This window comes from Pseudomonas sp. THAF187a, from assembly GCF_009363395.1.
GTDB classification, from domain to species: Bacteria; Pseudomonadota; Gammaproteobacteria; order Pseudomonadales; family Pseudomonadaceae; genus Aquipseudomonas; species Aquipseudomonas khazarica.
The window spans coordinates 5,002,774-5,014,816 of the sequence record NZ_CP045349.1 but is presented as its reverse complement, the minus strand read 5'-3'; the positions used below and the strand labels follow the sequence as shown (position 1 = coordinate 5,014,816).

9 protein-coding genes are annotated in these 12,043 nt (G+C 67.8%); 7 read left to right on the top strand and 2 right to left on the bottom strand.

Annotation, left to right across the window (positions count from 1 at the left end; genetic code table 11):
- Window positions 1-294 precede the first annotated feature (294 nt).
- The 3 genes from rpmB to FIV02_RS23410 all read left to right on the top strand — a co-directional run bounded on the left by rpmB (window position 295) and on the right by FIV02_RS23410 (window position 2,128).
- Window positions 295-531, top strand: a complete 237-nt coding sequence (gene rpmB / locus FIV02_RS23420; RefSeq protein WP_003242523.1) for a 50S ribosomal protein L28 — start codon at window positions 295-297, stop codon at window positions 529-531.
- 10 nt (window positions 532-541) lie between these two features.
- Window positions 542-697 carry a 50S ribosomal protein L33 gene (rpmG, locus tag FIV02_RS23415; RefSeq protein ID WP_003457707.1) on the top strand — a complete coding sequence of 52 codons (156 nt, stop codon included), beginning with the start codon at window positions 542-544 and terminating at the stop codon, window positions 695-697.
- Window positions 698-913: 216 nt separating this feature from the next.
- Window positions 914-2,128 carry an HDOD domain-containing protein gene (locus tag FIV02_RS23410; protein WP_152489943.1) on the top strand — a complete coding sequence of 405 codons (1,215 nt, stop codon included), beginning with the start codon at window positions 914-916 and terminating at the stop codon, window positions 2,126-2,128.
- Here the strand turns inward: FIV02_RS23410 and FIV02_RS23405 are convergent.
- Both FIV02_RS23405 and FIV02_RS23400 read right to left on the bottom strand, forming a co-directional pair.
- Window positions 2,116-4,995, bottom strand: coding sequence for an EAL domain-containing protein (locus FIV02_RS23405; protein WP_152489942.1), 2,880 nt, complete (start codon window positions 4,993-4,995; stop codon window positions 2,116-2,118). The two genes, FIV02_RS23410 and FIV02_RS23405, sit on opposite strands and share 13 nt — an antisense overlap.
- A 181-nt stretch (window positions 4,996-5,176) precedes the next feature.
- Window positions 5,177-6,235 carry a fatty acid desaturase gene (locus tag FIV02_RS23400; protein ID WP_047587179.1) on the bottom strand — a complete coding sequence of 353 codons (1,059 nt, stop codon included), beginning with the start codon at window positions 6,233-6,235 and terminating at the stop codon, window positions 5,177-5,179.
- Between the two features lie 103 nt (window positions 6,236-6,338).
- Here FIV02_RS23400 and FIV02_RS23395 point away from each other — a divergent pair, with 103 nt between their 5' ends.
- From FIV02_RS23395 to FIV02_RS23380, 4 genes are all read left to right on the top strand, one after another.
- On the top strand, window positions 6,339-7,352 hold the full coding sequence (locus tag FIV02_RS23395) for an AraC family transcriptional regulator (RefSeq protein WP_134677636.1): 1,014 nt from the start codon (window positions 6,339-6,341) through the stop codon (window positions 7,350-7,352).
- Window positions 7,349-8,425 carry an FAD-dependent oxidoreductase gene (locus FIV02_RS23390; protein ID WP_037051202.1) on the top strand — a complete coding sequence of 359 codons (1,077 nt, stop codon included), beginning with the start codon at window positions 7,349-7,351 and terminating at the stop codon, window positions 8,423-8,425. Before FIV02_RS23395 ends, FIV02_RS23390 begins: the two co-directional genes overlap by 4 nt.
- Before the next feature lie 231 nt (window positions 8,426-8,656).
- On the top strand, window positions 8,657-10,228 hold the full coding sequence (locus FIV02_RS23385) for a methyl-accepting chemotaxis protein (RefSeq protein WP_172979192.1): 1,572 nt from the start codon (window positions 8,657-8,659) through the stop codon (window positions 10,226-10,228).
- Window positions 10,229-10,642: 414 nt separating this feature from the next.
- Window positions 10,643-12,010 (top strand): glutamine synthetase family protein, encoded by a 1,368-nt coding sequence (locus FIV02_RS23380; RefSeq protein WP_152489941.1) that lies wholly within the window; start codon window positions 10,643-10,645, stop codon window positions 12,008-12,010.
- Window positions 12,011-12,043: the final 33 nt, after the last annotated feature.

Here is a 12,043-nt window from a genome sequence, read left to right as displayed (position 1 = left end):
TTGCCGGGTGCTGAATACCTCGGTGAGGCGACGAGCGGTCAAATGTGGATAATGCCCCGAAGGCTCGGCCCCAGGGCCGTTCGCGGGTGCGCCCTGACTTTTTATCCTGCGCTTTCCCTTGTTGCCCCCAGGGCTTTCTGGTATAAAGCAGCGCTCTTTTCTAGGGGCCCGGTTCTTGCGCTATTCAGTGCGCCCGGTAAGACCCTCGAGAAACGCGGCGCTGAGCGCCAATGACATTGAGTTTAAGCGGCCAACCCATGCCGGGTTGGGCATGTGGTTTTAGAGGGCTGAGGCATGTCGAGAGTCTGTCAAGTTACCGGTAAGGGTCCGGTAACCGGGAACAACATTTCCCACGCAAACAACAAAACCCGTCGTCGTTTCCTGCCGAACCTGCAGCACCATCGCTTCTGGGTCGAGTCCGAGAAGCGCTTCGTACGTCTGCGCGTATCTGCCAAGGGCATGCGTGTCATCGACAAGCGTGGCATCGACGTAGTGCTGGCTGAGCTGCGCGCTCGCGGCGAAAAGGTTTAAGGAGAGAGTCATGCGTGAACTGATCCGTTTGGTGTCCAGCGCCGGTACCGGCCACTTCTACACCACCGACAAGAACAAGCGCACCACCCCCGACAAGATCGAAATCAAGAAATTCGATCCGGTCGTACGCAAGCACGTGATCTACAAGGAAGCCAAGATCAAGTAATTGATCGGCCTTCCGTCGAAAAAGCCCGCCCTTCCGGCGGGCTTTTTCGTTTCTGCGTGCGGCAATACGTCTCAGGCATTCCCGGCGGGTGCCGGCCCGTGCCGGCTGACGACAGCCCAGGTGGCGGTTTAGACTGCGGCCTCTGGCCTGAAACTGACGCATCGTGCAGCTTTCTCCGGCCCGGCAACCTCCCTTCGTTCCCGTCCAGAGAGTCGCATGACCGCCTCAGCACATCCCGTGGAAGTTCTAATCGCCGAGGCCGACCCCTGGACTTCCAACCTGCTGCAGCAACTGGTGCTCGATGTCCGGGGCGATGCGCGCGTGCTGCAGGTCAGCGACGGCCAGACCGCTCTGGCCCGCTGCAAGCGGCGGCTGCCCGATCTGGTGATCGCCGACGGTGAATTGCCCGGGCTCGACGGTGTCGAGCTGCTGCGTCAGCTGCGGCGCCATCCGCGTACGCCGGCACTGCCCTTCGTCCTGATCAGCGGTCGTCTCGATGCCAGCAGCGTGCGCGCCGCGCGCCCGCTGGCGCCCAGTGCCTACCTGGCCAAGCCCTTCAATGCCGAAAGCCTGCGCCAGCGCCTGCGCGGGTTGTTGCCGGTCGCCAGCGGCGAGCCGCAGTCGCGGCAGCCGCTGCTGCTCAGCGAGCTGCGGGACTTTCTCGACACGGTGCGCGAGGAGGGCCAGGGGGCGCCGTTGCTCAGCGATGTGCGCAATGCGGTCAGCCAGGGCCTGCAGGCGGGTGAGCAGGACCTGGGCGAGCTGGCGGCGGTGTTCGGCGCCGATCCGCAGATCACCGCTCTGCTGATCGCTGCCGCCAGCACGGCGGCGCAGCACCAGGGCATGCCCTGTCACACCCTGGCGCAGGCGCTGCAACGCCTGGGCGTGGCGCGCACGCTCAACCTGGTGCTGGGACTGGCGCTGCAGCGCAATGCCCAGTTGCGCGATGCGCGCCTGGCCGAACTGGCCGCGCAGACCTGGCAACGGGCCAGGCGCAGCGCCGAGCTGGCGCGCTGGCTGGCGACCGAGCTGAAGCTGGACGCCGAGCTGTGCTACACGGCGGGCCTGCTGCACAACCTCGGTGAGCTGGCCCTGCTGCGCAGCCTGCAGGACTGGCAGGAGGCCGGTGGCGAGCTGAGCAACGCGCAGATCGACGATGCCATGCAGCGCCGTGCGGCGAGTTTCGGCTCCGCCCTGCGTATCCGCTGGCGCCTGCCGTTCGGCCTGCGCGAGCTGATCGCGGCGTTCTATGGCCTGGGCAGCGGCGTGTTCTCCCGCGAGGCGCTGGTGCTCAACCTCAGCGGCCTGCTGCTGGCGCTGCCGGCCAATGCCCTGCCGGCCAGCCTGGCCGAGGCCCGTTGCGTGCGCATGCTGCGCCTGAACGTGGCGTTGCTGGAGCAGGTGCCGGTGGAGCTCTATCAGGCGTCCTGAGTGTCGTGATGGCGGACATCGTCGGCCAGCAGGTGCAGCGGTTGCGGGCGGCCGACGAAATAGCCCTGTGCATAGTCGATGCCGAGGCGGCGCAGGCAGTCCAGGCTGGCCTGGGTCTCGACGAACTCGGCGACGGTGAGCAGGCCGAGCTGGCCGGCGATCTGGCGCATCGAGCCGACCATGGCCTGGTTGATCGGGTCGCGCTCGATCCCGCTGATGAAGCTGCCGTCGATCTTGAGGATGTCCAGCGGCAGGTGGCGCAGGTAGGCGTAGGAGGCGAAGCCGCTGCCGAAGTCGTCCAGGGCGACCTTCAGACCCTTGCCGCGCAGCTGTTCGATCCACTGCGCGGAAACGCCCAGTTCACCCAGGGCGACCATTTCCGTGACTTCGATGCACAGCTTGCTGGGCGGCAGGCCGTGACGCTGCAGCTCGTCCTGCAGCAGGTGGTGGAAGCCGCTGTCGAGCAGTGAACTGGCACTGAGGTTGACGTTGACCTGGGCCAGCTGCGCCAGATGGCGTGGATTGGCCGCCAGCCAGGCGCACAGGTGCTGGATCACCCAGCGATCGATGGCACCGAGGAAGTCATAGCGCGCCGCGGCGTCGAGAAACTGCGCGGGGCTGATCCAGTCGCCGTTGTGCGGGTCGCGGTAGCGCAGCAGCACTTCGTAGTGCAGGCCGCTGGAGGCCTGCTGCAGCGCCTGTACCGGCTGGAAGAACAGCTCGAAATGACCGCGCTCGGTGGCCTCGCGCAGGCGGGTTATCCACTGCAGCTGGCGTTGGTGCTCGAGCAGGGCACCATCGGCCGGGTTGAACTGCTGCACGCGGTTGCGCCCCTGGTGCTTGGCCAGCTGGCTGGCGCTGGTGGCCCAGTTCAGCGCCGTCTCCCAGTCGCTCACCCCGGAGCCGAGTGCCAGCATGCCGATGCTGGCGTGCAGGCGGAATGGCCGTCCCTGCCAGGTGAAGACGAACTGCTCGACGCCGCGGCGCAACTGTTCGGCCTGCTCCAGCGCGGCTTCGTCGTCCACCTCGCGCAGCAGGACGGCGAACTCGTCGCCGCCAACGCGGGCCAGCTCGGCATGCCGTGGCAACTGATGCAGCAGTTGGCTGGCGAGTTGCCTGAGCAACTGATCGCCGGCGGAATGGCCGCAGAGGTCGTTGACCTGCTTGAAGCGGTCCAGCCCCAGCAACAGCAGGTGACTGAAGCGGCGCTTGGCGGTGCCGCCGAGGGTTTCCGCGAGCAGCCGCTCCAGTTCGCGGCGGTTGAGCAGGCCGGTCAGCGCGTCATGTGCGGCCAGTTGCTGCAGGCGCTCTTCCAGCGCACGGCGCTCGCTGAGGTCGACCACGATGCCCTCGATGCAATCCTGATGCGGACGTAGGTGCAGCGACAGGTACACCCAGCGCGGGCGCTGTTCGAGGTCGTACAGCTGGCATTCGCAGCTGGCGGTGCCGCTTCGCGCGTCCAGCTGCGAGAGCAGCTCGTGCCACTGCGTCTCGCCCACCAGGCTCGGCAGGGCGAGTGCGTCGAGGTTGGCCGGCAGTGCCTCGCGGCCCAGCAGGCGAGCCAGGCTCGGATTGGCTTCCAGCAGCCTGCCGTCGCGGCGGCAGCGGAAGATGCCTTCGCCGCTGTGGCGGAACAGAGCCTGGTACTGTTCCAGGTTGTCGATGGCCTGGGCCTGGCTGCTCAGCAGCACGCGGCGTACGCGCTCCAGCTGTTTGTCCAGCAGGGCGCCGAACAGCAGCATGCTCAGGGCCGGCAGGTAGGCGTACATGGCGTAGAAGCCCGCCGGCAGCGGGACCAGCCCGGCGCGGCCCAGCGGCACCAGCAGCATCAGCATCAGGGCCGCGCTCCAGCACAGCAGGTAGCCGGGCGCGTAAGGGCGGCGCTGGCGGACGCCGATGATCAGGAGCAGCAACTGGTACAGGCCGGTGGCCAGGATCAGCAGGTTTAGCACCTCATAGGCGCGCGGATGATCCACCAGCAGGCCGCCGACGCTGACCAGCAGGCTGGCGGCGAACAGCGCGTCGCGCAGCCAGCGCAGGCGCTTCAGGCGCAGGCCGAGGGCGCTGGCGATGAACAGCGAGCTGAAGATCATCATGCCGGCGGTGGGCAGGTTGACCAGCAGTTTGGGCAGCATCGGCCACTGCGGCCAGAGCAGCCCGGCGAGGTTGTAGATACTGGCGTTGTACAGCGCGGTACTCAGCGAGGTCAGGCCGAAACAGGCCAGCGGCCACTCGCGCAACGTGCTGTAGCGGATCAGGTAGAACAGCGCCAGGGCCAGCAGCGCGCCGATCAGCAGGCCGCTGCGCAGCCAGCTGTGGGCGATCAGCTGCTGCCCCTGTTCGGCACCGACCAGCTGCAGCGGCAGGTTGATCGCCGAATGGCTCTGCACGCGCAGCAGCAGGGTGTGCACACCGGCGTCCAGGCGCGGCAGGTTGAGCAGGAAATGCGGATAGGGTTCGCCACGTTCGCTGAATGCCCGGCTCGAACCACTGTAGAGCGGCCCCAGTGGCCGTTCTCCGTCGTACAGCCAGATTTCCAGGTCGTCGAGGAAGGTCTGTCCGATGATCAGTTGCAGGCGCTCCGCCGCCGGGGCCTGCACCTGCGTGGCGAGCCACCAGGCGCTGCGGCTGTAGCCGATACGCGGTGTGCCCTCGACCTCGCGGCCCTGGCTGGCGATGCGTTGCAGCACCTCGCTTGCGGTCAGCTGGGCGCCGGGGTCCTCGAGCAGCAGGCTGCGTTCGATGCTGACCGGCTCGTCCAGGTCGCCCGCCTCGAGCTTGAGCAGCGGCAACGCGCCGCCCGCCCAGGTCGGCAGGATGCAGACCAGGCAGAGCAGGGTCATCAATGAACGAAGTGGGCGGAGCATCCGGGCGCCTCATGGCTACTGCGAGGGCGCCGGAGTCCGGTGGACGTTGTTCTGTCGTGCGGTAACGGTCAGGCGCAGAGGGATTCTAGCCGACTGTCGGGATGATGATTGCGGGGCGAGTCTCATCCGCCAGGAAGAACGCCCCCGCCCGTCGCGGCGCACAGGGCGCCGCGCATGAGAATCAGGCGGCCTGCGTGCGTTGCGCTTGCGCCTGGTCGCGGCGGGTCCAGCGATTGGCGCGGGCGAACGTGCCGAAGTCGTTGAAGCGTACGCCCATCTCGCGCATCACCCTGTGGGCGAAGGGCACGCTGAGCTGGCGGATGTAGAAGGGTTCCTTGACCACGAAGTGGTGGATCGCATGGCTGCTGCCGAAGTTGAAGCAGAATGCCTGCAACGGCCACAGCCACCAGGGGTTGAGCACCTGCGTCTGCTGGATCACGTTGCCCGGTTCGACATCGCCGTAGTAGTGCATGTTGGAGCTGACGAAGTGCAGGCAGAAGGTGCGCAGCACGTTGGGGCCGACCAGCACCACCACGGCGACGTTCACCACCTGCATGGTCGCCAGGGTCGTGGCCGACCAGGCAATGGGGGCACCGAGGGCGGCGCTGGCCCAGTCGAGCAGGTGGAAGCCGAGGAACAGGTACCAGGTCGCCCAGTTGAGCAGGCCCAGCGGCGCGTAGACCTTCAGCGTGCGGCTGAGGATCAGCCGGCGGTGCGCCGGATTCTTCGCCCGCAGCCAGCGGATCAGCGAGCTCATCATGTTGTCGCCGACCATCAGCAGGCGGGCGATACCCCAGGGTTCGCCGTTGGTGATGGCACGTTCCTCGGTATCCGCCTCGCTGCCGGAGACCTTGTGGTGGTTCAGGTGCAGGTGCCGGCGCACCCAGGGGTTGATGGTGCTCGGCCGGGCCAGCCAGACCAGCGCCATCATCAGGTTGTGCGGCACGGGTCGCTTGCGGAAGTACATCGAGTGGATCAGGTCGTGCTCCAGCTCGTGGGTCAGCGAGGCGAAGAAGGCGTTGAGCAGCAGGCACCCCCACCAGGGCAGCTGGCCACCGATGTACAGGGCCGCCGAGCCGAGCATGCCGAGCAGGGCGAAGGCGAGAATAGCGGCGCCGAGCGCGTCCTGGTGCTGCAGGATCGGGTAGCGCTGGCGCAGTGCATTGCCGTGGGCCATCACCTGCTCGCGGATATGCGCGGCGCGTTGCTGATCATTAAGGCTTGCGGGGGAGGGGGACATGCCGACATCCTCTTGTTATTGGGCTGTGACTTCACTGTGCCGTGACGGTCGTCAGAGCGCCCGACCGAGCACGCCAACCTGCCTACCGGATACGCCAATCTGCATGACCGCCGAACCCTCCACCCTGGCCAGCTGGACCCGCGCCCTGCGCAAGCAGCTCGATGCCCTTGGCCTGGACAGCAGCGCGCTGTGCCGCGAGGCCGGGCTCGACCCTGCACTGCTGGACGATCCCAACGCGCGTTGCCCGCTGTCGGTGACCACCCGTCTGTGGCAACTGGCGGTGGCGGCCAGCGGTGATCCGGCGCTGGGCCTGAAGACCTCGCAGTTCGTCAGCCCGACCACCTTCCATGCCCTGGGTTATGCGCTGATCGCCAGCAGCAGCCTGCGCGAGATGTTCGAGCGCATCGTGCGCTATCACCGGGTGGTCAGCGATGCCCTGCAGCTGGAGCTGCGCCAGGTGGACGATGCCTACGAGTTTCGTTTCCGTGTCCCGCCTGGCAGCCCGACGCCGGCACCGGAGGCGCTGGACGCCTTCGCCGCGATCTACGTGCGCAGTTGTCGCAATCGCCTGAGCCGCGACTTCGCCCCGCTGCTGGTGCAGCTGCAGCGCCCGCGTCCGCTCGACCCCGAGCCGTGGCAGGCGGTGTTTCGCGCTCCCGTGCAGTTCGAGGCCGAGGAAAGCCTGTTGCGCTTTCCGCGGGACGCCTTCGAGCAACGCCTCGACGATGGCAACCCGGAGCTGGCCGAGCACAACGAAGCCGTGCTCAGGCGCAGCCTGGAACAACTGCAGGCGGCCAGTTGCAGCGAGCGGGTACGCAACTTCCTGCAGGCGCAGTTGCCAGATGGCGAGCCGTCGGCCGAACGCATCGCCCAGGCCCTGCACCTGAGCCTGCGCAGCCTGCAGCGCCACCTGGCCGAGGAGGGCACCAGCTACGAGGCGCTGCTCGGTGACACGCGCCAGGCCCTGGCACTGCAGCACATGCGTGACCCGCGCTGTTCGATCAGCGAGATTGCCTATCTGCTCGGCTTCAGTGACAGCAGCAGCTTCGGCCGAGCCTTCAAACGCTGGACCGGGCAGACCCCGAGCCAGTACCGCGACGGATTGAAAAAAGCATGACCCAGTACGACCTGATATTGGCCGGAGCCGGTCACGCCCACCTTGGTGTGCTGCGCCGTTGGGCCATGGTGGAACGCCCGCCAGGGCGGATCGGCCTGCTCAGCCCCGGCCCCGAGGCCTGGTACGCCGGCATGTTGCCGGGGCTGATCAGCGGCCGTTTCAGCGCCGCCGACTGCCGGGTGGAGCTGCAACCGCTGTGCCGGGCGGCCAAGGTCGAGCTGATCGAGGGCGAGATCGCCTCGCTCGACGCCGACAGCCGCTGCCTGCGCCTCACCGATGGCCGTGACCTGCAGGGTGAATGGCTGTCACTCAACGTCGGTGCCGGCATGGCCATACCACCGCAGCAGGGCGATGCCATGCAGGTGCTGGCCGCGCGGCCCATCGAGCGGCTGCTGGTGGGCTGGCAGCAATGGCAGGCCGAGCCCAGGCGCATGGCGATTCTCGGCGGCGGCGCGGGCGGCGTGGAGCTGTCCCTGGCGCTGGCCGACAAGGTGCCGGCGCTGGCGCTGTTCTGCGGCGGCGCGCTGCTCGACGGGCTGTCGCCGGGGCTGCGCCTGCGTGCCCTCGGCCATCTGCGTCAGCGTGGCGTGCAGGTGCGTGAGCACTGTCCGATCGGGCGCATCGAGGACGACTGGCTGCTCAGTGGCGACGAGCCCGTGTGGCGCGGGCGCCGCCTGTTGCTGGCCAGTGGCGCGCGGCCCTGGCCCTGGCTGACGGCCAGCCAGCTGGCCACGGACAGCGCCGGCTTCATCGCCATCCGGCCGACCCTGCAGTGCGAGTCGCACGCGCAGGTGTTCGCCGTCGGCGACAGCGCCAGCCTCGATGGCATGCGCCGCAGCGGGCGTTTCGCGGTGCGCCAGGCGCCCGTGCTGGCTGCCAACCTGCAGGCGGCCTTGCAGGGGCGGCCCCTGCGCCAGTACCGGGCGCAGTGGCAGAGCCTGGCACTGCTCGCCACGGGCGATGGCGGCGCGCTGCTCGGCTGGCACGACTGGAGTGCGGGCGGGCAGCTCTACGGGCGCTGCAAGGACTGGCTCGACCGGCGTTTCGTCCAGCGCCATCGCGTCGTGGGGTAGGGCAGGCTAAATTCATGGCATGGTGCTACCAAAGTGCGATGGTGCCGGCGCTGCCAACCTGCTCGAATTCGGTCATCGTGCCCGGTCTGCATCGTCTGATTTGTCGACGGGCCTGCCTTCCTCGTAGCCTGCTGCCCAGGTTGCGTGGGATATTCCAGGAGAGAACCCGCCGTGACTTCGTCCGCCTACAGCGCCTCGCCGCGCACCAGAACAAGAACTCTGAGGTCGGTCATGCAAGCTGCTTTCATCCGCACACCTGTCGCCTGTCTGCTGCACGCCATCGGGCTTGCGGGCCTGATGCTGGTCTATCAGCAGGTGCAACTGCCCGCTTATGTCAGCGTGCCGTCCTTCCTGCTGTTGGCACTGTGGCCCTGGCTGGGGCCCTGGCAGCGCCGCGACGAACCCGCCGCCGTGGTGCGCAAGGCGCCGACCGGTGACTTCGTCGAGCTGAGCCGTGGGCTGTCGCGCCACACCTGTCACAACGCGTTGTCCGCAGCCAGGGTCGCCCACGCGGTCAAGCACCTGGCCGAACGCCTGCAATCGCAGCTGGCGGCGGTGCAGCAGGTCAGCCAGGCCGCCGAGGCCATTACCCTTACCGAGCAGGACAGCGCAGCACGTGCCGAGCAGACCCTGACGGCGGCCCGGCATGTGCGTGAGGCCAGTGCCGATGGCCAGGCCGAACTCAACCAGGCCATCGGCCGCATGCAGCAGCTCAGTGCCCAGACCCTGGCCAGCCGCGAGCTGATCGACGGCCTCGGCAGCCGCACCGAACAGATCGAGCAGGTCACCCAGGTGATCCAGTCCATCGCCAGCCAGACCAACCTGCTGGCACTCAACGCCGCCATCGAGGCGGCCCGTGCCGGTGAGATGGGCCGTGGTTTCGCCGTGGTCGCCGATGAGGTGCGCAACCTGGCGGCGCGCACCGCCAGCGCCACCGAGGAAGTCAGCCAGATGGTCGCCGACATCCGCCAGCAGAGCACGGCAGTGGTCGAGCACATCCAGCGCCAGAGCGGCGAGCTGGAGCAGGCGGCGCAGCAGATCGAGACCGCCGGCAGTCGGTTGCACGGCATCGCCGACCAGGCCGAGGAGGTCGAGCAGCAGGTGGCGCGGATCAGCGCCGGCACCGCCGACAATCACCAGCGCCTGGCCAGCCTGTCGGCCGCCGCGTTGCAGCTGCAGGATGACGTGCAGGGCAGCGAGGGACAGACGCGGCAACTGGCCGATGCCGCCGAACAGTTGGTCGGCCAGGCCGAGACGGTCAGCGAGCAGCTCGCCGAGGTGGGCCTGGACGACTATCACCAGCGGGCCTATGACCTGGCGCGCGAAGGCGCGGCTGCCATCGCCGCGCAGTTCGAGCAGGACCTGCAGGCCGGGCGTATCGGTCTCGACGACCTGTTCGATCGCCGCTACCAGCCGATTGCCGGTACCCAGCCGCAGAAGTACCGCACGCGCTTCGACCAGTACGCCGACCAGGTGCTGCCGGCTCTGCAGGAACCCTTGCTCGAACGCCACGAGGGGCTGGTCTTCGCCATCTCCACCACGCCGGAAGGCTACGTGCCCACCCACAACGCCGCATTCAACCATCCGCCCAGCGGCGACCCGGCGGTGGATGCAACCCGCAGCCGTGGCAAGCGCCTGTTCAACGACCGCACCGGTATCCGTTGTGGCAGCCACAAGCAGACCCTGCTGTTGCAGACCTACATGCGCGATACCGGCGAACTGATGCACGACCTGTCGGTGCCGATCATGGTGCAGGGCCGGCATTGGGGTGGTTTGCGCCTGGGCTATAGACCCGAGCCATAGGGCGCGCCGCGCGCCCCGTCGACGGCATTGCCGGCAGGAAAATGCCTGTCTGATTGTTTAGCCGGCGCACAACCAAGCGTATGAAAAACCCGATTTAACGCACGTCAAACCCTGTGCGACGCTGCCAAGCCATGATCTCCCCGGCCTGCCAAGTCCATGTTCCGCTGTACCGCGCGCCTGCGCGGCGGCGCCTGTTGGAGCGGCTCAACCCGCTGCTGACGATCATCCTCGCCTTCTGGGCGCTGTGGCACTGCCGCCACGCGCGCCCACCGGACGCCGTCCCCACCCGCTGAATTCCGATGGCTGCGCCATGCCCGCAGCCGCTGATGCCCAATTGTCTGCCTGTGCAACCTGTTCGAGAATCGAACGGGCCGTGCGGACACCGAGCGCCTGACTGGCGCAAGCGAGTGCGATATGACGACTTTCGCTGCTGTGCAGGAAGCCCAGGCTTTCCTGACCGACAACCCCGACATCGAACTGATCGAGCTGTTCATCCTCGACGCCAACGGCGTGCCGCGCGGCAAGCTGCTGCATCGCGAGGAACTGCTGGCGCTGTATGAGAGTGGCCGGCCGTTGCCGAGCACCATGCTGGGCCTGTCCATCCTCGGCGAGGATGTCGAGGACTCCGGCCTGGTCTGGGACGTAGGCGATATCGACTGCCGCGCCTACCCGTTGCCCGGTAGCCTGGTGCGCCTGCCCTGGCGGCAGATTCCCACTGCTGCGGTACAGGTTTCCATGCACCCCAGCGAAGGCCTGCCGGCAACCCCCGCCGACCCGCGCCAGTTGCTGGTGCGGGTGATCGAGCAACTCGAAGCCGACGGCTATCACCCGGTGATGGCCTGCGAGCTGGAGTTCTACCTGCTCGACCAGAAGCGCGACGCGCAAGGGCGCCCGCAGCCGGCGCTGGATGCCGACGGTGGCCGTCCGCGACAGACCCAGGTCTACGGCCTGCGCGAACTGGAGCAGATCGAGCCGTTCCTCCGCGACCTTTACGTCGCCTGCAAGGCCCAGGGGATTCCGGCACGCACGGCGATTTCCGAGTACGCCCCCGGCCAGGTCGAGATCACCCTGGAGCACGGTCCGGTACTGGCGGCGATGGACCAGGCGGTGCGCTACAAGCGCCTGGTCAAGGGGGTGGCGCATGCCCACGGCATGCAGGCCTGCTTCATGGCCAAGCCGTTCGCCGAGATCGCCGGCACCGGCATGCACATGCACGTCAGCCTGGCCGATGCGGCGGGTGACAATCTGTTCGCCAGCGAAGATCCGGCCGGTACGCCGCTGTTGCGTCAGGCGGTCGGCGGCATGCTTGCCAGCCTGCACGACTCGTTGCTGCTGTTCTGCCCCAACGCCAACTCCTACCGGCGTTTCCAGGCCAACAGCTACGCGCCGCTGGCGCCGACCTGGGGTGTGGATAACCGTACCGTGAGCCTGCGCGTGCCGGGCGGCCCGGCCAGGACCCGACACGTCGAGCACCGCATCTGCGGCGCCGACGCCAACCCCTACCTCGCGGCAGCGGCGATTCTCGCCGGTATCCAGCGCGGCATCCGCGACCGCCTCGACCCCGGGGCGCCGATCGAGGGCAACGGCTATGCCCAGGCCAAGGAGCGCCTGCCGAGCCAATGGTCGGCGGCGATCCAGGCGCTGGAGCAGTCGAGCTGGGCCCGCGACGCCTTCGGTGGCGACTTCCTCAAGGTGTTCCTGGCGGTCAAGCGCGCCGAGTATCGCCAGTTCATGGGCGAGGTCGGCGAGCAGGACTGGCGCTGGTACCTGAGTAACGCCTGACTGAACAGCATCGCGGCTGCAGCCGCTCCTACG